This window comes from Actinoplanes sp. URMC 104 (assembly GCF_051386375.1).
Taxonomy (GTDB): Bacteria; Actinomycetota; Actinomycetes; order Mycobacteriales; family Micromonosporaceae; genus Actinoplanes.
In genome coordinates this window covers 1,977,739-1,998,449 of sequence record NZ_JBPQTO010000002.1, presented here as the reverse complement: position 1 = coordinate 1,998,449, position 20,711 = coordinate 1,977,739, and the positions used below count along the sequence as shown (strand labels likewise).

The window sequence follows — 20,711 nt, the reverse complement described above, 5'->3', positions numbered from 1 at the left end:
CTTTTCCGCTGCCTAGCCCCGGTGGCGTCCGGGCCGGTGCCGGCCGGCGCCCGCCGGCGTCGGCACGGCCAGCCCGAGCCGGTCACCGCCCGCCATCAGCAGGAACCCGCCGACCAGGACGGCGATGCCACCCGCGACCACCACGGCGATGAGGTCCATACCGGTCTTCGGCAGCTTGATGATGCCGGTGCCGTCGTTGTCCCCGGCCGCGGCGGCGTTGACGGTGACGGCGACGATCGCGGTGGCGGTGCCACCGTGGCCGTCGCTGATCGTGTAGACGAACGAGTCCAGGCCGCCGGCGTAGTGCTGGAACGGCGCGTACGTGACCGTGCCGTCCTTGTTGAGCACCGCCGTGCCGTGCCGCGGCTTGCCGATCGTCACGACCCCGAGTGCGTCGGTGTTGGCGTCCGTGTCGTTCCCCAGCGGCGCGATGACCACCGAGCCGCCGGCGTCCACCGAGACGGCGTCGTTCTTGGCGACCGGCTTGGTGTTCGTGCCGGCCACCTTGATCGTGATCGTGCCCTCGGCGACGTTGCCGTCCGCGTCGGCGGCGGAGTACGTGAAGCTGTCCGTGCCGCTGAAGCCCATCGCCGCCACGTACGTGACCGTGCCGTCGGCGTTGAGCTTGGCCGTGCCGTGCTTCGGCGTGCCGATCGCGCGGACCGTCACCGGCGTGCCGTGCTGGTCGGTGGTGGGTAGCACGACCCGCAGGGCCTTGCCCGGCTTGGCGTGCAGCGACTGGTTCGGCACCACGGGCGGGGCGCCCACGGTGATCGTCACGTTGGTCGTGACGTGGTTGCCGTCGCCGTCGGTGGCCGTGTAGCTGAACTTCGCCACGCCGGTGAAGCCCGCCGGCGGCGTGTACTTCACCTTGCCGCCGACGATCGCGGCGGTGCCGTGGTCCGGCGCGGTGACGCTGGTGAGCGCCAGCGTGCGGTCCGGGTCCAGGTCGTTGCCGAGCACCGGAACGGTCACCGGCTGCTGGTACGGCGTGGTCCGCTCGTCGGGCACGGCCACCGCCGCGCCGTTGCTGACGGTCACGGTGACCGTCGCCTGGGCGGTGCCGCCGTGGCCGTCGCCGACGGTGTACGTGAAGGTGTCGGCGCCGGCGTAGTCGGGCGACGCCGTGTACCGGATCCGGCCGTCCACGATCATGGCCGTGCCGTGCGCCGGCGTGCCCACCGCGGTGACGGTCAGCGTCTGGCCGGTGTTGGACTCGGTGTCGTTGGTCAGCACGTCCAGGTCGACGTGCTTGCCCGCGAGCACCGCGGTCGCGTCGTCGGCGGCCACGGGAGCGGCGTTGGCGACGGTCACGGTGACCGTGCCGGTCGTGGTGTTGCCGGCGGCGTCGCGCACCTCGTAGGTGAAGGTGTCGGTGCCGCTGAACCCGGCCGCCGGGGTGTAGCGGACCTTGCCGTCCACCACGGTGGCGGTGCCGTGCTGCGGAGCGCCGGCGGAGACCAGCGTCAGCGCGCCGTGCTCGGGGTCGACGTCGTTGGCGGTGACCGCGATGTCGACGGCCGTGGCGGCCGCGGCCGTGGCGGTGTCCGAGGTCGCGGTCGGCAGCGCGTCGATGACGATCGTGACGCGGCCGGTGTCGGTGGCGCCCAGGTCGTCGGTGACCACGTACTCGAACGTGTCCGTGCCCTCGGTGAGGGCGTTCGGGCGGTAGCCGACCGTGCCGTCCGCGTTGCGCGTCAGCGTGCCCTTGCCGGGCGAGCCGAACGAGGAGATCCGCAGCGTCTGGCCGGTGTTGGGGTCGCGGTCGTTGGCGAGCAGGTCCAGCTTGGTGGTGGCGCCGGGGCGGACCACGAACCGGTCGTCGACCGCGATCGGCGCGGCGTTGCGCACGGTGACCGTGATCAGCGCCGAGGCGGTGAGCCCGTGGGCGTCGCGGATCGAGTACGTGAAGGTGTCGCTGCTCTCGAAGCCCGCGTTCGGGGTGTACGTGACCGTGCCGTCGGTGGCGAGCTGGGCGGTGCCGTGGCCGGGCGCCGTGATCGCGGTGACCGTCAGCGCGTCGCCGTTCAGGTCGGTGTCGTTGGTCAGCGGCGTGATCGTCACGGCGGTGTCCGCGTCGGTGACGACCGCGTCGTCGCGGGCCTCCGGCGCGGTGTTGACGACGCCGAGCGTGACGGTGGCGCCCGCGGTGCCGCGGTTGCCGTCGTCGACGGTGTAGTGGAACGAGTCGGGGCCGACGTAGCCGGCGGTGGGCCGGTAGGTGACCTTGCCGTCGGCGCCGACCGCGGCGACGCCGTGGGCGGGCGCGACGTCGACGGTGACGGTCAGGTGGTCGTTGTCCGGGTCGCTGTCGTTCGCCAGCACGTCGACGACGGTGTCGACGCCCGCCGGGACGGTGACCGCGTCGGTGCCGGCGACCGGCACCCCGTTGGTGACCTGCACGGTGACGGTCTTGGTGTCCGTGCCGCCGTGGCCGTCACCGACCGTGAACGTGAAGCTGTCGGGGCCTGACCAGCCCCGGTCGGGGGTGTAGGTCAGCGTGCCGTCGTTGTTGTCGGCCAGGCTGCCGTTCGGCGGGTCGGTGAACCCGACGACCCGCAGCGTGTCGCGGATGTTCGGGTCGCTCGCGCCGAGCAGCGCGTCGACGCGTACGGCGGTGTTGGCCGCCGTGTGCACGGACTGGTCGGCCGCGGTGGGCGCCGCGTTCGCGACCGTCACGGTGACGGTCGCGGTGTCCGTGTCGGTGCCGTCGGTGACCACGTAGGTGAAGGTGGCGTCGCCGGAGAAACCGACCGGCGCCTGGTACGTGATCTTGCCGCCCGAGATCGTGGCCGTGCCGGCGCTCGGCGTGCCGACCGACCGGACGCTGAGCGTGCTGCGTCCGTTGGCGTCGGTGTCGTTGGCGAGCACGTCGATGTCGGCACTGTCGTGGTACGCCACGTCGGCCCGGTCGTCCGCCGCGTGCGGCGCGGCGTTGCCGACGACGACCTCCACCTGGCCGGTGCTGCGCCCGTGCAGGCTGTCCTCGACGACGTACGAGAAGGTCGCGGTGCCGGTGAAGGCGGCGGCGGGCGCGTAGGTCACGACATCGCCGTTGAGCGTGACCGAGCCCGCGCCGGACTGCGGCTGCGTCACCGAGGCGACGTGGATCGTGTCGCCGTTCGGGTCCGAGTCGTTGTCCAGCACCCGGATGTCGATCGCGGCGCCCGACGCGGTGGAGCGGGAGTCGTCGATCACGACCGGCAGCGCGTTCGCCGTGGTGACGACCACGCCCGCGGTGTCGGTGCCGCCGTGGCCGTCGGCGACGGCGTAGCTGAACGTGTCGTCGCCGGTCCAGCCCAGGTCGGGCGTGTAGGAGACCGTGCCGTCCGCCTCGACGACCGCGTGCCCGTGCGAGGGCGCCGCGCCCAGCGTGACGGTCAGCGTGTCGTTGTCCGAGTCGGTGTCGTTGCGGCGGACGTCGATGTGCGCGGTGACGCCGTTGGTGGTGTCCGCGGTGTCCGGGACGGCCACCGGGGCGACATTGACGCGCAGCGGGGCCGAGGCGGTGTCGTTGGTCGCGACCGCGTCCGCGCCGACGCCCGAGACCTTCACGGTGGCGACCGTGCCGGTGGCCGCGCCCGAGCCCACGGTCGCGGGGACGACGAACGTGGCCTGGGTGCCGGCGAGCAGCGCGCCCGCCGGGCAGGTGACCACCGGGGCCGTGTACGAGCAGCCCGAGGGCAGCGTGCCCGGGGTGACGCCGGTCGGCAGGGTCAGCTCCGCCTCGGCGGCCGGCTCCAGGTCGGTGCCGTTGTTGGTGACCACGACGGTGTAGGTGACGCCGGCCGGCAGGGCGGGGCGCTGCACGTCGCCGGGCGAGACGGTGACCGCGGCCGCCAGGTCGGCGTGCGGCTGCTTGACGATCAGGTCCTTGCTCGCCGGCACGCCGGTGACGGCCATGCCGGTGAACTGGGCGTTGTACGCGGTGCCGGCCACGTTGGTGATCGTGTAGCCGGCCGGGGCGTCCGTGTCGATCTTGACGCGGAAGGTGACGGTCGTCGAGGCGTTCGGGCCCAGCGTGCCGCCCGCCGTGCCGTTGGACGACGAGCCGACTCCGAAGGTCACTTTGCCGTCGGCGAACTGCGCGGTGTCGTCGCCGACCGTGTCGGTCCGGCCGGCGGAACCGATCTTGAGCGAGCCGGGGACGTAAGTGGTGTGCGTCGGGATGGCGTCGGTCACGACGTTGTTGATCGCGGTGTCGGTGCCGATGTTCTCAACCTCGACCGTGTACTCGATCTCGTCGCCGGGCAGCAGGTCGCCGTGGTTCACGTCCGTCGCGTCGACCGTGGAGACGACGTTGGGAGCGAACAAGTCGGTGGTGAAGGTGACCACGCCGGGGTAGAAGGTCTCGCCGCCGGTCGTGAGCGTCAGCTTCGCGCTCGTCGCGTTGTTGGTCAGCTTGCCGCTCGCGTCGAACTGATCGATGTCGACGCCCATCAAGTTCTTGTTCGCCGGCGCCCGGCCGCTGTTGAGCAGCCGGCCGGCCTCGCTGACGGTGCTGTTGAAGAAGTTGGTGCCCGGGTTCACGGCGTCGGACATCTGCTGGTTGTCGAGCATGAGGGTGTCGCCGGTCAGGCCGAGGTCGCCCTCGTAGACGACCGTGCCGATGGTGGCGCCGACCGTGCCGTTCTGCGGGGTCTTGAACCCGTCGACCGGGATGGCCACGCTGGTGTCGCTGCTGCTCACCACGCCGAAGCCGTCGAAGACGCGCAGGCTGTGCATCGGCTCGGCGGCGTTCTGGTACGCGATCGCGAGCGCCCAGCCGGCGTACCGGTCCTTGCCGGTGCCGGCCTGGATGTCGGCCACGCTGTAAACGCCGTTGCCGGCGCCCGAGACCAGCGCGGTCACGTCGGCGAAGCCCTGGTAGGCCGCGTTCGTGCCGTTCTCGAACACGGTCGAGGCGGTCACCGGGGTCCAGGCGGCGACGGGCGTACGAAACTTGACCTTGTTCTTGTCGGCGGCTGTCCGCGCCGCCGCGCCGCCGCTGCCCAGCGACGTGTCGGCGCTCCAGTACAGGCCCGCGAACAGCACCTTGCTGCCGGCCGGCAGGGCGAGAGTCGTGGTGCTGTCGTTGAAGGTGGACGGGTCGTTGTCCGCGTTCGCGTACTCCATGACGTAGTTGTTGTTGTTCAGCGTGCCGAGGTCGCCGCTGCTGACGCCGTTCTGGCCGTCGACGCAGCCGGCCGCGGCGGCCGGGCACACCATGTTGGTGTTGCCGCGCAGCACGATCGAACCGTTGACGTTCGCCGAGAAACGGGAGATGAAATCCTTGATGATGGCCGCGTCCGCCCTGTTGCCCAGGATCGTGATCGTCGCCGTGAGGGCGACCGTGGCCACGACCACCAGGACCAGCGTCCGGTAAGCCTTGGACCGCAGAACGGCTCGATGCATGCAGATCCCCGTCGTCTCTAGGGCGGCGAGCCCTCACTCCGGCGGTGAGGGTCAAGGATCGACGCTAGGGACGGCAGAGTGCCGGACGGTTGCAGCGGGGAGTGGCTTCGGGTGCGCCCGCGAGCGCTAACGTGGGACACGTGCGCGATCCCTCCGTCTCCCGTTACGCGGCCGGCCGGCTCTCCCCGATCCGGCGGGTGGCCGATCTGCGGCGCCTGCGCGACGAGCAGTTCGACGTGCTCGTGGTCGGTGGCGGCGTCACCGGCGCCGGCGCGGCCCTCGACGCGGCCTCCCGCGGGCTCAAGGTGGCGCTGGTCGAGGCCCGCGACCTCGCGGCCGGCACGTCCAGCCGGTCCAGCAAGCTGATCCACGGTGGGCTGCGCTACCTCGAACAGCTCGAGCTGCACCTGGTGCACGAGGCGCTGACCGAGCGCGGGCTGCTCTCCACCCGGCTGGCGCCCCACCTCGTACGCCCCGTGCCGATCCTGGTTCCGCTGCCCGCCGGCAACCCTGCCGTCCGCGTGGCCCGCCGGGCGTACTACGGGCTCGGGGTGGCCGCCTACGACGTGTTCGCCGGCATCTTCGGCCCCGGCCGCGGCATGCCGCTGCACCGCCACCTCACCCGCGACGGCGCCCGCCACCTGTTCCCGAGCCTGCGCGCCGAGGCGGTGAGCGGGGCGATCCGCTACTACGACGGTCAGGTGGACGACGCCCGCCTGGTGGTCGACCTGGCCCGTACGGCGGCAAGCCTGGGCGCGGCCGTGGTCACCAGCGCCCGCGTGGTCGGCTTCGTGCGCGAGGCCCGCGAGGTCGTCGGCGTGCGCGTGCGCGACCTCGAGGCGCCCGACGCACCCGAGTTCGAGGTCCGGGCCCGTACGGTCGTCGCCGCCACCGGCGTGTGGAGCGACGACATGTCGCAGATGCTGCGCGACGTCGGCGTACGCCCCGGGTTCAAGGTCCGCGCCTCCAAGGGCGTCCACCTCGTGGTGCCGCGCTCGGCGATCACCGGCGAGGCCGGGCTCATCCTGCGCACGCCCACCTCGGTGCTGTTCGTCATCCCGTGGGGCGGCCACTGGATCATCGGCACCACCGACACCGACTGGAAGCTCGACCGGTCACACCCGGCCGCCTCCGCGCGCGACATCCGATACCTGCTCGACCAGGTCAACACGGTGCTCGACCGGCCGCTGACCACCGACGACATCGAGGGCGTCTACGCCGGGCTGCGGCCGCTGCTCTCCGGCGAGGCCGACTCGACGTCCAAGCTGTCCCGCGAACACGCGGTGGTCGAGCCGATGCTCGGGCTGCTGCTGGTCGCGGGCGGCAAATACACCACCTACCGCGTGATGGCCGCCGACGTGATCGACCAGGCGGTCCGGCGGCTCGGCGGCCCCACCAGACCCTCCCGCACCGACCAGCTTCCGCTGCTGGGCGCCGACGGCTACGCGGCCGCCTGGCGCGACCGGCAGGACACGGCCCGGCGCCACGGCGTCACCACCGGCGTGGTGGAACACCTGCTGGAGCGGTACGGCACCCTGACCGTGCACCTGCTGGCGATGATGAAGACGGACCCGGCCCTCGCGGCCCCGCTCGCGGGCGCCCCGGAATACCTTGCGGCCGAGGTGGCGTACGCGGCCCTCGCCGAAGGCGCCCTGCACCTCGACGACGTGCTGACCCGGCGCACCCGGATCTCGATCGAGACGGCGCACCGCGGCACGGAGTCGGCCGCCCACGCCGCCGAGGTGATGGGCGACGCGCTCGGCTGGGACAAGGCGCAGCGCGAGCGCGAGGTCGAGCACTACCTGGCCCGGGTGGCCGCCGAACGGCAGTCGCAGACCATGCCCGACGACCTGGCCGCCGACGCCGCGCGCCTGGGCGCGCCGGACGTGCGCGGCTACGCCCGCGACCGCGGGGTCGACCTGCCGCTCACCACGCCTTGATCCTCGTCGACGAGCCGCTGTGGCCCGCCCGCGGGCACCTCTGGTCGCACCTGGTCAGCGACCTGTCGTACGCCGAACTGCACGTCTTCGCCGAGATGCTGGGCGCGCCGCGGCGGGCGTTCGACCGGGACCACTACGACATCCCGGCGCACCGCTTCCGCAGCGCGCTCTGGCTCGGCGCGACGCTGCTGCCCTCCCGCGACCTGGCCGCCCGCCTGCGCGCGTCCGGTCTGCGCCGGCCTAAGCACCTCCACGCAGCTCGCGCTCCAGGTTCGCGCGCGCCCGCTGCTCCCACTGCTCCCGCAGCGGCTGCAGACGATAGATCGACGGCAGCTCCAGCAGCGCCTTGAGCACCTGCGCCCGGCCGGCCCGGAAATCGTCGTCCGGCACGTGCGCATACTCCCGCCGGATGGCCGCGGTGTACTGCGCGTACGCCTCGTCGTCGCCCGCCAGAACCGCCAGGTCCGCGTCGCAGAGCAGCTCCCCGTCCGGGTCGTCCTCACCCGTCGCGTGCCCCGCCGTGAGGCCGACCAGCCGAGCCACCTCCGCGGCCGTCGCGTCCGGCACCCCCAGCGTCTGCAGCAGCCCCTCGGCGAACTCGGCGCTGTCCCGCTCGTTCGCGTCCCCCAGCGCCCGCGGATCGTAGACCGCGTCGTGCATCCAGGCCGCCAGCCGCACCCTCTCCGGGTGCGGCGCCAGGTTCGCGAACCGGTCGACCACCTCGAGGACGGCCCCCAGATGCGCCACCGTGTGATACTCCCGCTGCGGCTCCGACCACTTGCTCAGCAGATAACCTGCGGCGGCTTCGAGGTCGCCGTCCTGAGCCGTGGCCCCTGCCGCCCGTGCCGCCTGCTGGAAGTCCTTGACAAGCTTCTCCACGCCGCAATCCTGACATCAGCCCTTCCGCGGCCCGCGGGGGCCGGTGTTTGAGTGCCGCTGCTCAGCCCTTCGTCGGCGTGGTTTGGTCTTTTGCCTCGCGTTCGGCTTCTGGTCGGTCTTCGCGGGGGTCTCTTCGCCGCCGACTCTCTCCTGAGTTGCCGTCTCGCGCTCGCGCCCCCGCCCCCTCGGCCTCGCCCCGCCGCACCCCGCCCCCTCGGCCTGGCCCCCCGCGCCCCGGCCCCCCGGCCCCTCGGCCTCGCCGCCGCGCCCCGCCCCCTCGGCCTCGCCCTCGCGCCCGCCCCCTCGGCCTCGCCCTCGCGCCCCCCGCGCCCTCGCCCTCGCGCCCCCGCACCCTCGCCCTCGCGCCCCCGCGCCCTCGCCCTCGCGCCCGCGCCCTCCCTTTGCCCTCGCGCTCGCGCCCTCGCGTTGCCTTCGCGCCCTCGCGTTGCCCTCGCGCCCTCGCGTTGCCCTCGCGCCCTCGCGTTGCCCTCGCGCCCTCGCGTTGCCCTCGCGCCCTCGCCTTGCCCTCGCGCTCGCGCCTTTGCCCCTCGCCCTCGCGCCTTCGCCCGGGCGCACCGCCCACGCGGTGTCGCCCGCGTGCCCCTCGCCCGCGCCCTTCCGTCCCGCCCATTCCAGCCTCGCGTCCCGGTCCCGCCTCGTGCTCCCGTGCGCGTCCACGTCCCCTGTCCATGCCGCTGCCGCCCGCATGGCTCGGGCCCAGGTGGCCCGCGGACGCGACGGCGAGCAGACCCCACAAGGCCGGCAGCCCGCGGTTTCGTTCAGCCACCGGATGCCCGTACAAGACCGGACCCGCGAGTCGTTCCCCGCCGACCTCGATCAACCAGCCCGCGCGATGATCGTTCCTCGGTGGGCCACCGCCTCCCCCGCCCACCCAGGGACGGGGCGAGGCGAGGCGAGGCGAGGCGAGCCTATGCGGCCGGGGAGCGGTGGAGGAGTTATCCACAAAGCGGCCCCATCCACAGGCGCCGGGGCGGATCTGCGCGGAGTCGGGGTGGAGGATCTAGGGTTCTAGGGCATGAGCGAGGCCGCGCAGCAGGGACGGTTCGCGCGGGCGATGACCCGGGCGACGAGTCGGTCGCGCGCGGGGATCCGGGCCGGGCTGCGGCGTACGCGCTACGGGCTGGCGCTGGCGTTGCAGGCGGGAGTGGCGGCGGGCCTGGCGTGGTTCCTCGCGCACGATGTGATCGGCCGGCCGAGTCCGTTCTTCGCGCCGATCGCGGCCGTGATCACGCTGGCGTCGTCGGTCGGGCAGCGGGTGCGTCGCACGGCCGAGCTGGTGCTGGGTGTCGCGATCGGCATCGGGCTCGGCGACGCGATCATCCTGCTGATCGGCAGCGGGCCGTGGCAGATCGGGCTGATCGTGCTGCTCGCGGTGCTGGTGGCGACGGCGGTCGGTGGAGGTACGCCGCTGGTCGTGCAGTCGGCGTCCTCGGCGGTGCTCGTCGCGACGCTAACCTCGGCCACCGGTTTGCCGTGGACCCGGTTCTTCGACGCGCTGGTCGGCGGCGGCGTCGGGCTGGCGGTGATGACCGTGTTGCTGCCGCTCAACCCGCTCAGCGTGGTGCGGCGAGCGGCCGATCCGGCCCTGCGCGCGCTGGCGGACGGCCTGCATCAGGTCAGCGCGGGCCTGACCGAACGCAGCCGCGGCACGATCCAGGAGGCGCTGGCCCAGCTGCGGGCCGCGGAGGGAACGTTCGCCGCGTTCTCGTCGTCCGTCACCGCCGCCCGCGAGAACGTGGCCCTGGCGCCGGCCCGCTGGCGGAGCCGGGGTGCGCTCGGGCTTTACGTCGACGGGGCGGACCACGTGACGTACGCCCTCAGGAACTGCCGCGTCATGATCCGCCGGGCCGACACGGCACTGGGCGACGACGAGCCGATCCCGGAGGTGCTGGCGGCCTCTGTGGGGCTGCTGGGCGACGCCGTGGACCTGTTGCGGCAGGAGTGGGCCAAGGGCGTCGAGCCGGTTGCCGCCCGGGAAAGGGCGCTGCGGGCGGCGGGGGAGTGCGGGAGGGCGTACGACGAAGGGGTGGGCTTCTCGGGCGGGGTGATCGTCGCTCAGGTGCGCACGGCGGCTACGGACCTGCTGCGGGCCAGCGGCGTGGACTACGCCGAGGCGCCGCGCCAGGTTCGGCGGGCGGTCGGCTGGCACGGTCGGGCCCGCGCCGGGCGTCGAAAACCCACGTCGCGCTCGGCGTTGGGGCGGCCTCCGGCCTAACCCTCGGTTGCGGACGCCTGCGGGGGCGCCGGACGGTCGTCGCTGCCGGTGTTCGGGGTGGGGTCAGCGGGCGGCGGCGGCGCGAACGGCGGTGGCGTGGGATAGCCGGGAGCGGGGTGGTGGCCGTCGCCGGATGGGCTGCCGGGGGATCCGGCGGGCTGAGCGCCGTCGGAGGGCTGCGGCGCCTGGGCCGGATGGCTGGGCTGAACCGGGTTGCCAGGGTGGGTCGAGTGGCCGGGCTGAGACCAGTAGTTCGGCTGGGCCGGATAACCAGGCTGGGCCGGATAACCAGGCTGGGCCGGATAGCCAGGGTGGGCTGGATAACCGGGCTGGGCTGGATAACTGGGCTGCGCAGAAGAACCAGGCTGACTCGGGTAACCGGGCTGGGCCGGATACGTCGGCGCAACGCCGCCGTAGGAGCCGGCCGGGGTGGCGTAGGGGTGGCCGCCATAGGGAGGCGCGCTCGGCTGCGCGCCATAAGGCGGAGTCGCTGGCTGACCCCCGTTGGGCGGCGCGCTCGGCAGGGAGCCGTAGGGCTGGGCAGTCGGCTGGCTGCCGTGGAGGGGGGAACCCGGCTGGGTGCCGTAGGGCGGCGCGCTCGGCTGGGTGCCGTAAGGGGGAGCGGCCGGCTGACCGCCATAGGGCGGCGCGCTTGGCTGGAAGCCGTAGGGCTGGGCAGTCGGCTGGCTGCCGTAGAGCGGGGCCCCTGGCTGGGCGCCGTAGGGCGGCGCACTTGGCTGGCTGCCGTAGGGCTGGGTGGCGTAGGGCGGCGCGCTCGGCGGGGTGCCCCAAGAAAGAGCGTCTGGCTGGCCGCCATTGGGCAGAGGACCCGATTGGCTGCCGTAGGGCGGCGCGCTCAAGGGGGGACCGTACGGCGAGCCCCCCGGGAAACCGCCGTAAGAGGCGCCGGGATAGGCCGGCCCCCCACCCCCGTAGGCGTAGGCAGGCACCCGCACCGGCAGGGGCACCACCGGCTCCGCGGGCGGCGGCACGGTGCGGGTTACCCCGTCGGGGAAGGCGATCTGATAGTTGCGACCGTCCCAGAAGGCCTGCGGCGACTGCGGGTCCTTGGCGGTGAAGACGGCCCTGTATTGGAGGATCTCGTTGAGCAGCCGCTTCTCCTCGGCGGCGGCCCGGTCGACGTCGGCGGGCTTGCGGTCCAACCCCCGGTTCATGCCGTCGCGGAGCAGGGCCAGCTGGGTGGAGGCGAACTGGAAGCCCTTCATCGCCTTCTGGCCGCCCGTGCCGGCGACCCGCTTGGCCCACTGGCGGGCCGAGTAGCGGCGGCCCAGGCTGCCGAGCGCGGCGACCTCGGGTGGGGAGAACCAGCCGGCGCTGACGTAGTGGGGCAGCACCCGCTCGGTGAGGCGGCCCTCCCAGCTGCGCAGCGCGATCGCGAAGCCGACGACGGCGAAGAACAGCGGGACCATGAAGCCCAGGTAGCCGTACAGCATGATCAGGGGCTGGGACAGGTTGACCGAGAGCGTCGGCAGCAGGTTGAACGTGCCGTGCAGGATCATCGCGAGCAGCAGGCCGCCGATGGGGGCCAGCCAGCGGACGCGGCGGTCGCCGGAGCGGGCCGCGATGCCCAGGCCGATGCCGGTCATCGACGAGAACAGCGGGTGGGCGAAGCCGGTGAACAGGATCCGGACGATGAAGATGGCGAACAGGTTCTGCAGGCCGGTGGCCGGGCCGAACTCCTCGACGCCCGTCGCGTAGCCGTGTTTGCCCAGGTAGAGGATGTTCTCGACCATGGCGAAGCCGAGCGCGGACAGGCCGCAGTAGACGATGCCGTCGGTGATGCCCGACCACTCGGAGCGGCGCCGCCAGAACAGCAGCAGCGGGCCTGCGGCCTTCATGAGCTCCTCGATGAAGGGCGCCACGAGGACCGCGACAAGCGCGTCGGGCAGGCCGATCTTCTCGAAGAGCACGGCCGCGCCGGTGTTGACGACCAGCGCGACGGCGGTGGCGATCGCGGCGCCCCAGGCGAAGCAGAACGCCAGGTAGCGGATCGGCTCGGGCTCGTAGCGGTCGAGCCACAGGAAGCTGGCCACCAGCAGCGGGACCGGCACGACGGCGGCGGTGACACCGACGACCAGGCCGGTGACGCCGATGTCCACGCCGAGGAACAGCAGCATGCCGATCGCGCCGGCCAGCAGGAACGAGACCACGCCGGCGATCGGCAGCCAGCGCCGCCAGCCGGTGCGCCGCGCGCCCTCGGGAGCCGGGACCGCGACCGCGACCGGGGACTCCGGGGCGGGTGACGACACGGGAGCGGGCGAGGACGGGGCAGCCTGGTCGGGCGTTCCGCCCGGCGAAACGTCGGCCATGCAGCCAGCGTAGTCACCCGATCGGCGACCGGCTGCCCGAGGCGGCCGGGACGGACTAGAGGTAGAGCCCGGTGCCGTCGGATTCGACCCGGCTGGCCGCGACCGCGTGCACGTCGCGCTCGCGGAGCAGCACGTACTCGCGGCCGTGCAGTTCGACCTCGGAGCGGTCGTCGGGGTCGAACAGCACCCGGTCGCCCACGACGATCGAGCGCACGTTCGGCCCGACGCCCACGGCGGTCGCCCACGAGAGCCGGCGACCCATCGACGCGGTCGCCGGGATGACGATGCCGGCCGACGACCGCCGCTCGCCTTCGCCGCCGTCCTGCCGGACGAGCACGCGGTCGTGCAGCATGCGGATCGGCAGTCCGCTCTCGGTTCGGGTGTCGGTGCTCACGAGCAGACGGTACGCCCGTGTCCCGCCCTCGCGAGCCGCGGCCCGGCGGGGAGCGCCGGGCCACTAGGTTGTTATCGGCGTAGCGCGACGGACAGGGAGGTACGGCGGGTGAGCCGCTTGCAGCGAGTCCGGGACAACCTCCGGAGGGCGTACGAGTCGGGGCGCGAATCCGTGCGCCACGCGCGCGAGGACACCGCCACCGAGTCGGACAACGAGGTCGAGTTCGTCCTGCCGCCGCCCGAGCCCGACGACGTGCACCACTCGACGAGCAGCCGGGACGACGCGGAGGTGCCGCACTCGCTGCGGATCGCCGCGGCCTGGGGCTGGCGGCTGATCGTCGTGGGCCTGGTCGGCTGGGCGCTGCTGCGCTTCATCGGCGTGATCAGCGTGGTGGTCATCCCGCTCTCGATCTCGCTGCTGCTCTCGGCCCTGCTCGCCCCGGCGGTGGGCTGGCTGCGCCGCCTGCGCCTGCCGCCGTCGCTGGCCACGTTCCTCGTGCTGATCTGCGGGCTGGCCGCGGTCGCCGGCACGCTCACCCTGGTGATCACCCAGTTCGTGAACGGGCTGCCCCAGCTCACCCAGGGCGCGACGGCCGGTGTGCGGACGATCCAGGAGTGGGCCAAGACCGGCCCGCTGCACCTCTCGGACGACCAGGTCAACCAGGCCATCGACAACGCGCAGGCGTGGATCAACGCGAACACCGCGTCGCTCACCTCGACCGGCATCTCGACCGCGGCGACGGTCGCCGAGGTGCTGACCGGCATGCTGCTCGTGCTGTTCTCGACGTTCTTCTTCCTGCGCGACGGCCGCAAGATCTGGCGTTTCGTCGTGCGGCTGTTCCCGGTGAACGCGCGGTGGTCGCTCGCCGACGCCGGCGACGCCTCGTGGGCCACGCTCGGTGCCTACGTGCGGGCCACCGTGCTGGTCGCCTTCATCGACGCGGTGGGCATCGGCATCGCCCTGGTGATCCTGGACATCCCGTTCCCGTTCCCGCTGGCCGCGCTGGTGTTCCTGGGCGCGTTCATCCCGATCGTCGGGGCGGGCGTCTCGGGCGCGGTGGCCGTGCTGGTGGCGCTGGTCGACAAGGGCTGGGTGATCTCGCTGGTCGTGCTCGGCGCGGTGATCCTGGTGCAGCAGCTCGAGGGCCACGTGCTCCAGCCGCTGATCATGGGCCGGGCGGTCGCGATCCACCCGCTCGCCGTGATCGTCGGCATCGCCTCGGGCGTGGTGCTGGCCGGCATCATCGGCGCGCTGATCGCCGTACCGCTGATCGCCGTCCTCAACACCGGCGTGCGCCGGCTGACCCGCCGCCGCCCCGAGGTGCCGCCGACCGCGGTGGTGGTCACCGGCGGAGGCACGTGAGCGGGCCTAATTCGGTTGGCAACGACGTGCGCCTCGCCTACAAGTCATTCAATGAACTCTGACGATGTGACGCATGCCGTGCACTTGGCCGCCGCGACGTTGACGGCCGCCACCGATCGGGACTGGGAGGCGCCGGCCGGCGACCTGACCTGGACCTGCTGGGAAACCGTCGAGCACGTGGCGGACGACCTGTTCACGTACGCGGCCCAGTTGAGCCTGACCGAGCCGTCGCTGACGACCAACGTCCCGTACGGCTGGCAGCACCGCCGCGAGGGTGGGCCCGGTCTGACCGTCTTCGTCGACCGCGCGGACGGCCCCGACGGCCTGCTCCGGGTTCTGGAGTCCTCCGGCGGGCTGCTCGCCGCGATGGTCGCCGTCGCCCCGCCCGAGCGGATGTCGTTCCACAGCTACGGCGCGTCCGATCCGAGCGGGTTCGCCGCGATGGGCGTCGTCGAGGTGCTGGTCCACATGCACGACCTGGCCGCCGGCCTGAAGCTCGACTGGACGCCGCCGGCCGACCTGTGCGCCCGCGCGCTGGCCCGGCTCTTCCCCGACGCGCCGGGCGACACCGACCCGTGGACGGCGCTGCTGTGGTGCACCGGCCGCCTCGAGCTGCCCGGCCGGCCGCGGTTGACCACGTGGAAATGGGACGGGAGCCCGCGCTGATCGGCGCGGGCTCCCGGGTGAACCAACAAGCGTGGGTCAGGCAGGCGAAACGCTCAGCGCGACCTCGTTGACGCCGACCGTGGCGTCGACGACGGCCTCGCCGTTGCCGCTCCGGCTCAGGGCGCGCAGCGTCCACGAGCCGGGAGCGGCGAAGAAGCGGAACACGCCCTCGGGCGACGAGACCACCTCGGCGGTGAACTCGCCGGACGAGTCGAGCAGCCGCACGTAGGCGCCGCCCACGGGCTGGCCGTCGGCCTGCACGATGCCGGTGAGCACGGTCTCGCGGTTGAGGTCGACGCTCGCGGGAATGGGCGCCGACTGGTCGGGGGCAGCGCAGCCGGCCGCGATGTTCGGAGAGGTCATCGTTCTCACGCCTTTCCGGGCTCGTCGCCGAGCGCGATCGGCACACCGATGAGCGAGCCGTACTCGGTCCACGAGCCGTCGTAGTTCTTCACGTTCTGCTGGCCGAGGATCTCGCGCAGCACGAACCACGTGTGCGAGGAGCGCTCGCCGATGCGGCAGTACGCGATGGTGTCCTTGCTGCCGTCCAGGCCGGCCTCGCCGTAGATCTTGCGCAGCTCGTCGTCGGACTTGAAGGTGCCGTCCTCGTTGGCCGCCTTGCTCCACGGCACGCTGATCGCGGTCGGGATGTGCCCGCCGCGCTGCGACTGCTCCTGCGGCAGGTGCGCCGGGGCGAGCAGCCGGCCGGCGAACTCGTCGGGGCTGCGCACGTCGACCAGGTTCTTGACGCCGATGGCCTCGACGACCTCGTCGCGGAACGCGCGGATCGACAGGTCGGGCGCCTTGGCCTGGTAGTTGGTCTTCGCGCGGACCGGCACGTCCTTGGTGTACGGGCGGGCGTCGAGCTCCCACTTCTTGCGGCCTCCGTCGATCAGGCGGACCTGCTCGTGGCCGTACAGCTTGAAGTACCAGTACGCGTACGCCGCGAACCAGTTGTTGTTGCCGCCGTAGAGGATCACGGTGTCGTCGTTGGAGATGCCGCGCTCGGACAGCAGGGCCGAGAACTGCTCCTGGTTGACGAAGTCGCGGCGGACCGGGTCCTGCAGGTCCTTCTTCCAGTCGAGCTTGATGGCGCCCGGGATGTGGCCGCCGTCGTAGGCGGTGGTGTCCTCGTCGACCTCGACGAAGACCAGGCCGGGGGTGTTGAGGTTCTGCTCGGCCCAGTCGGCCGAGACGAGTGCGGTGTCGCGACTCATCGGTTCACTCCCTGATTCGGTGAGAGATGGGGGTGAGTCAGCGCACGGGGTTCTGTGTCGTACCGCGCGCGTAACCCAGTGGTAAGGGCTGTCGTGCGACGGCGCCACGAACCGGCCTCGATGCCGGCGGGAAGAGCTGGACCTTGCTCACAGCACAGGTGGCCCCGTCAGAGGACAGGGCGACACAGGCAGGCGGCCATGCGGCACAGGTCGACCGCACGCCTTTTCGTGAGCAACGGGCTCATGGAAGCGACCCTATCAGCGGTTCACGTATCGGTAACAGCACCGACCACGATCCGGGACCATGGGAGGCGTCACAGGCCGCCCGCGTTGAGCGCCACGTCGTCGGCGCCGGCGGTGAACCGCAGGCCCTGCGGCGTCGGCTCGACCTTCTGCACGGCGAGCTTGAGCGGCAGCTCGGGGACCCGCAGGTCGACGGAGAGCCGCTGGACGTACGAGTCGATCAGCGTGCGGATCAGCGGCACGTTCGGCAGGCCCTCGGCGGTGACGTCGGAGAACCGCACCTGCACGACGCCTCCCCGGACGGCGACGGTGGCCGCGCCCGAGACGTTGAAGGTCTGCCCCAGCGCCTGCAGCGGCGCGCTGCCGATCAGCTTGCCGTTCTGCTCGGCGAGCTTGAGACCGGGCTGGCCGATCAGCTCGGCGAGCTGCGGGTAGTCGATGGTGCCCGTCCCCGTGACGGTCTGCGCGACGATGTCGCCGGTGCCGCTGCGGATCGTGTCGATCGGCGCGTCGACGTCGAGCGCGTGCACGTCGAGGTCGGCGACCCGGACCGTACGGTTGTTGCCGGCCGGCCCCGACAGGTTGGTCAGCTGGATGCGGATGTCCTGGTAGCGGCCCCGGGCCACCTGGGTCAGGAACGGGATGCCCTCGATCGTGACGTCGGGTTTCTCGCTGGTCGCCCGCTGGTCGGCGATCTGCTCGGAGACCCGGTCGCCGATCATGCGCTCGGCGTAGCCGACGGCGAACCGGTCGAGCGCCACCAGCACGGCCGCCAGCAGGATCAGGAAGACCAGCAGGGTGATGAGCAGACGCCGCCCCCACCGCTTCTTGCGCGGCCGCTGCGTGCCGTAGACCTCGCCGCTCACCGATCCTCCTGACGAGCCAGATGTGCTCGGAGAACCGTACATGCCCGGATCCAGGGCCCGGCGAAACGGCTATCGCAGGAACCAGTGGCTCAAGGCGTACGCGGCGGGGGCGACCAGGGCGAAAGCGCCCAGCGGCCCCTGCATGTGCCGGGCCAGCCAGAATGTCGGCGCGTCCCCGGCCAGCCGGCGGTCCGCCTGCCCGAAGTTCACGGCCAGGTCGATCAGGTGCGCGGCCACGACCGCGGTCAGGCCGATGACCGCTCCCTTGGCCGGCGTGAACGGCAGCACGAGCACACTGCCCATGGCGGCCGCCGCCAGCGTGCCGAGCATCGCGCCGAGCACGATCCCGGCCGCGCCGCGGGGCACCTGGGCGGCGAGCCGGGGCTTGGGCAGGACCGCGTCGGCGGCCCGGGCCACCACGAGCGCCACGCCGGCCGCTGCGGCGCAGACGGTCACGGTCTGCGTGCCGCTCTCCTGACGGGTCAGCACGATCGGGATCGAGTACGCCGCCACGCCCGCCACGAGCGCGAGCGTGGTGCGCCACGAGTCGATGACGCGCCGGCGGCTGCGGGTGACGATCAGCTGACCGGCCAGCGCGACCACGAAGCCGCCCGCCGTCAGCCAGAGCAGGGGCAGCAGACCCGGGGGCGTACGGGTGACGCCCTGATGGTCGGCGACGAGCGCGACCACGACTGCCACGCCCGCGGTGACACTCGCGGCCGGTGGGTTGAGCGCCATCACCCACGCGAGCAGGTAGAGCAACTGCACCCCGAAGAGCACCACGGCGTACGGCCACCGGGAGTCGGGCGCCGAGGTCAGCGCTCCCAGCACCAGGCCGACCGCCAGCAGCCCGGCGAACCCGGCGATGGCCAGCGACAGCTGCGGGCGCACGGGTACGACCTCGACCTCGTCGAGCTCCTCGCCGTCGGCGTCGTCGGGCTCGTCCGCGCGGCGGCTCTCGGGCCCGGTCTCGTCCGTCAGGCCCGCGGCCGGCCGCTTGCCGCCGCCCCTCGCGATCTCACGCGAGACGTCGGCGTCCCAGGCATCGTCCTGCGGCATCGAGGGGAACACCCTGCGATCGTGCCAGAACCCGGCGCTCCGCCCAATTCGCCGGCCGCTCGTTAAAGCCTTGTTACGAAACTGCCAAACGTAGCCCGGAAGGGCGTTCACTACATCACTCAGTCAAATGATCGAGGCGTCGCCGAGGATGCATCGGTTAAGGTAATCCCAGCCCACCCGTCGGTGACGCCGGGACCTGTCCGCCGATGGCGGACACCGAGAGTGACGCCATCGAGTCACCCGAGCGGCCCCGAGCCGCAAGGACGGAGGTGAGTGTGGAAATCCTTCTGTTGGTGACGGCACGTGCCGGTGAGCCATCCGCTGTGCTGCCCGCGCTGGATCTGCTTCCCCACTCCGTACGCACCGCGCCCCGCGACGTCCGCACCCTGGTGTCCGGGCCCAGCCCCGACGCCGTGCTGGTGGACGCCCGCTCCGAGCTCTCCGAGGCCCGCGCCACGTGCCGCATGCTGCACGCCACCGGCATCGGTGTCCCGCTCATGGCGGTCGTCACCGAGGCGGGCCTGATCGCCCTCAACGCCGACTGGGGTGTCGACGACGTCATCCTGGCCAGCGCCGGTCCGGCCGAGGTCGAGGCCCGGCTGCGGCTGGCCGTCGGACGCCTGAGCAACGCGACCGCCGGCGCCGGCGGCTCGATCCGCGCGGGCGAGCTCAACATCGACCCCGACACCTACGCGGCCAAGCTCAAGGGCCGCCCGCTCGACCTGACCTACAAGGAGTTCGAGCTGCTGAAGTTCCTCGCCCAGCACCCGGGCCGGGTCTTCACCCGCGACCAGCTGCTGCGCGAGGTCTGGGGCTACGACTACTTCGGCGGCACGCGCACGGTCGACGTGCACGTGCGCCGGCTGCGCGCCAAGCTCGGCTCGGAGTACGAGTCGATGATCGGCACGGTGCGCCAGGTGGGCTACAAGTTCGTGACCCCGCCCTCCGGCCGCCAGCTCCCTGACAACGAGCCCGTCTCGCTGCCGGTCTAGCGTGCCGGCATGACGTCCGTCAGGTCTGTCGACCGGTTGAGTGCCGCCGAGGCGGCCGACGTGCTCGCGTTGGCCACTGCCGCGGAGGCGGCCGACGGCGTCTACCCGCTGTCCGAGGACGTGGTGCTGCGTGTGCGCGGCGGGGGCTCCCCGGCCGCGCACACGCATCTGCTCTCCTTCGCCGGCGACCGCCTGGCCGGATACGCGTTCCTCGAGCGCGACGGCTCCGGCGAGCTGGTCGTGCACCCCGACCAGCGCCGCCGGGGGCACGGCACCGCCCTGCTCGCGGCCGCGGGGGCCGGGCCGCTCCGCTTCTGGGCGCACGGTGACGAGGCCGGCGCCCGCGCGTTCGCCGAGAAGAACGGCTTCGAGCGCGTACGGGTCCTGTGGCAGATGCGCCGCTCGCTGACCGAGCCCCTGCCCGACATCCCGCTGCCGGCCGGCGTGACGGTGCGCGCCTTCCGTCCCGGCGCCGACGAGCAGGCCTGGCTGGGCGTCAACTCCCGCGCGTTCGCGCACCACCCCGAGCAGGGCCGCTGGACGCTCGACGACCTGCAGCTGCGCGAGGCCGAGCCGTGGTTCGACCCGGCCGGCTTCCTGCTCGCGGTCGACGTTCAGGACACCGTGCTGGGCTTCCACTGGACCAAGGTGCATCCCGCCGCCGGCGCCGACCCGGCGATCGGCGAGATCTACGTGCTGGGCGTCGACCCGGCCGGCCACCGCCGCGGGCTGGGCGCCGCGCTGAGCGTCGCCGGCCTGCGCCACCTCGCCGATCAGGGCCTGACCGTGGCGAACCTCTACGTCGACGAGTCGAACTCCGCCGCCGTCGCGCTCTACCGCCGGCTGGGCTTCGCCGTTTACAAGACGGACATCAACTACCTGCGGCCATAATTTGCTCAGGGTGGCGGGCGCCACACCGGGCGCGGTCACACGAGCAACAAGCCGGACAAGAGGACGTTCCAGGGCCGGAAATGTCGGCCCCATTACCCGACATTACGGTCTTCTGTCCCTCGGTTCACGCAACGGACAACTCGCCCTCAGGGGAAGGCCATTTTCGGGCGTTCACGTGTTCACTGCGCGTTCATTTGGGCCCGGTTAACCGGCTACCTGTCGTCCCTAGCTTCGGTGGTGCC

15 protein-coding genes and 1 pseudogene are annotated in these 20,711 nt (G+C 72.6%); 7 read left to right on the top strand and 9 right to left on the bottom strand.

The annotated features are described in order from the left end of the window. Positions 1-12: 12 nt before the first annotated feature. Entirely contained in the window at positions 13-5,394 is a 5,382-nt protein-coding gene (locus ACSNN8_RS10405; protein ID WP_436648442.1) for an Ig-like domain-containing protein, read from the bottom strand. A 140-nt stretch (positions 5,395-5,534) separates the two neighbouring features. Here ACSNN8_RS10405 and ACSNN8_RS10400 point away from each other — a divergent pair, with 140 nt between their 5' ends. Beyond that, entirely contained in the window at positions 5,535-7,334 is a 1,800-nt protein-coding gene (locus ACSNN8_RS10400; RefSeq protein ID WP_436648441.1) for a glycerol-3-phosphate dehydrogenase/oxidase, read from the top strand. Then, complete coding sequence (locus ACSNN8_RS10395) at positions 7,331-7,684, top strand: DUF4031 domain-containing protein (RefSeq protein ID WP_436648440.1); 354 nt, start codon at positions 7,331-7,333, stop codon at positions 7,682-7,684. The genes ACSNN8_RS10400 and ACSNN8_RS10395 overlap by 4 nt, the downstream gene beginning before the upstream one ends. On the opposite strand, the gene ACSNN8_RS10390 is transcribed toward ACSNN8_RS10395, so the two are convergent. Next, complete coding sequence (locus tag ACSNN8_RS10390) at positions 7,575-8,213, bottom strand: HD domain-containing protein (protein ID WP_436648439.1); 639 nt, start codon at positions 8,211-8,213, stop codon at positions 7,575-7,577. The genes ACSNN8_RS10395 and ACSNN8_RS10390 overlap by 110 nt on opposite strands. Before the next feature lie 1,036 nt (positions 8,214-9,249). Between ACSNN8_RS10390 and ACSNN8_RS10385 the strand changes: the two genes are divergently transcribed. Beyond that, positions 9,250-10,449, top strand: a complete 1,200-nt coding sequence (locus tag ACSNN8_RS10385) for an FUSC family protein (RefSeq protein ID WP_436648438.1) — start codon at positions 9,250-9,252, stop codon at positions 10,447-10,449. Between the two features lie 599 nt (positions 10,450-11,048). Here the strand turns inward: ACSNN8_RS10385 and ACSNN8_RS10380 are convergent. Then, a pseudogene (locus ACSNN8_RS10380) lies at positions 11,049-12,779 on the bottom strand (PrsW family glutamic-type intramembrane protease); the annotation flags it as partial. A 55-nt stretch (positions 12,780-12,834) separates the two neighbouring features. Further along, positions 12,835-13,131, bottom strand: coding sequence for a GroES family chaperonin (locus ACSNN8_RS10375; RefSeq protein ID WP_436649498.1), 297 nt, complete (start codon positions 13,129-13,131; stop codon positions 12,835-12,837). A gap of 150 nt (positions 13,132-13,281) precedes the next feature. Here ACSNN8_RS10375 and ACSNN8_RS10370 point away from each other — a divergent pair, with 150 nt between their 5' ends. Both ACSNN8_RS10370 and ACSNN8_RS10365 read left to right on the top strand, forming a co-directional pair. Continuing rightward, positions 13,282-14,535, top strand: coding sequence for an AI-2E family transporter (locus ACSNN8_RS10370; RefSeq protein WP_436648437.1), 1,254 nt, complete (start codon positions 13,282-13,284; stop codon positions 14,533-14,535). 51 nt (positions 14,536-14,586) lie between these two features. Then, positions 14,587-15,201 carry a maleylpyruvate isomerase N-terminal domain-containing protein gene (locus tag ACSNN8_RS10365; protein WP_436648436.1) on the top strand — a complete coding sequence of 205 codons (615 nt, stop codon included), beginning with the start codon at positions 14,587-14,589 and terminating at the stop codon, positions 15,199-15,201. Between the two features lie 36 nt (positions 15,202-15,237). On the opposite strand, the gene ACSNN8_RS10360 is transcribed toward ACSNN8_RS10365, so the two are convergent. From ACSNN8_RS10360 to ACSNN8_RS10340, 5 genes are all read right to left on the bottom strand, one after another. Beyond that, the gene (locus ACSNN8_RS10360) at positions 15,238-15,564 is read right to left on the bottom strand and encodes a DUF1416 domain-containing protein (protein ID WP_436648435.1); all 327 of its coding nucleotides are present in this window, start codon (positions 15,562-15,564) and stop codon (positions 15,238-15,240) included. A 5-nt stretch (positions 15,565-15,569) separates the two neighbouring features. Next, entirely contained in the window at positions 15,570-16,418 is an 849-nt protein-coding gene (locus ACSNN8_RS10355; RefSeq protein ID WP_436648434.1) for a sulfurtransferase, read from the bottom strand. A gap of 167 nt (positions 16,419-16,585) precedes the next feature. Then, positions 16,586-16,663 (bottom strand): Ms5788A family Cys-rich leader peptide, encoded by a 78-nt coding sequence (locus ACSNN8_RS10350; protein ID WP_317620705.1) that lies wholly within the window; start codon positions 16,661-16,663, stop codon positions 16,586-16,588. Between the two features lie 69 nt (positions 16,664-16,732). Continuing rightward, the gene (locus ACSNN8_RS10345) at positions 16,733-17,527 is read right to left on the bottom strand and encodes an LmeA family phospholipid-binding protein (protein WP_436648433.1); all 795 of its coding nucleotides are present in this window, start codon (positions 17,525-17,527) and stop codon (positions 16,733-16,735) included. A gap of 69 nt (positions 17,528-17,596) precedes the next feature. Continuing rightward, on the bottom strand, positions 17,597-18,586 hold the full coding sequence (locus tag ACSNN8_RS10340) for a hypothetical protein (RefSeq protein ID WP_436648432.1): 990 nt from the start codon (positions 18,584-18,586) through the stop codon (positions 17,597-17,599). Positions 18,587-18,855: 269 nt separating this feature from the next. Between ACSNN8_RS10340 and ACSNN8_RS10335 the strand changes: the two genes are divergently transcribed. Both ACSNN8_RS10335 and mshD read left to right on the top strand, forming a co-directional pair. Then, positions 18,856-19,578, top strand: coding sequence for a winged helix-turn-helix transcriptional regulator (locus ACSNN8_RS10335; protein ID WP_249999523.1), 723 nt, complete (start codon positions 18,856-18,858; stop codon positions 19,576-19,578). Between the two features lie 9 nt (positions 19,579-19,587). Continuing rightward, entirely contained in the window at positions 19,588-20,469 is an 882-nt protein-coding gene (gene mshD / locus ACSNN8_RS10330) for a mycothiol synthase (RefSeq protein ID WP_436648431.1), read from the top strand. Positions 20,470-20,711: the final 242 nt, after the last annotated feature.

Excerpts from the sequence above, each read along its gene's own strand:
- ACSNN8_RS10405 (WP_436648442.1), bottom strand. The coding sequence starts at position 5,394 with ATGCATCGAGCCGTTCTGCGGTCCAAGGCTTACCGGACGCTGGTCCTG.
- ACSNN8_RS10385 (WP_436648438.1), top strand. The coding sequence starts at position 9,250 with ATGAGCGAGGCCGCGCAGCAGGGACGGTTCGCGCGGGCGATGACCCGG.
- ACSNN8_RS10375 (WP_436649498.1), bottom strand. The coding sequence starts at position 13,131 with ATGCTGCACGACCGCGTGCTCGTCCGGCAGGACGGCGGCGAAGGCGAG.
- ACSNN8_RS10365 (WP_436648436.1), top strand. The coding sequence starts at position 14,587 with ATGAACTCTGACGATGTGACGCATGCCGTGCACTTGGCCGCCGCGACG.
- ACSNN8_RS10360 (WP_436648435.1), bottom strand. The coding sequence starts at position 15,564 with ATGACCTCTCCGAACATCGCGGCCGGCTGCGCTGCCCCCGACCAGTCG.
- ACSNN8_RS10355 (WP_436648434.1), bottom strand. The coding sequence starts at position 16,418 with ATGAGTCGCGACACCGCACTCGTCTCGGCCGACTGGGCCGAGCAGAAC.
- ACSNN8_RS10350 (WP_317620705.1), bottom strand. The coding sequence starts at position 16,663 with ATGAGCCCGTTGCTCACGAAAAGGCGTGCGGTCGACCTGTGCCGCATG.
- ACSNN8_RS10340 (WP_436648432.1), bottom strand. The coding sequence starts at position 18,586 with ATGCCGCAGGACGATGCCTGGGACGCCGACGTCTCGCGTGAGATCGCG.
- mshD (WP_436648431.1), top strand. The coding sequence starts at position 19,588 with ATGACGTCCGTCAGGTCTGTCGACCGGTTGAGTGCCGCCGAGGCGGCC.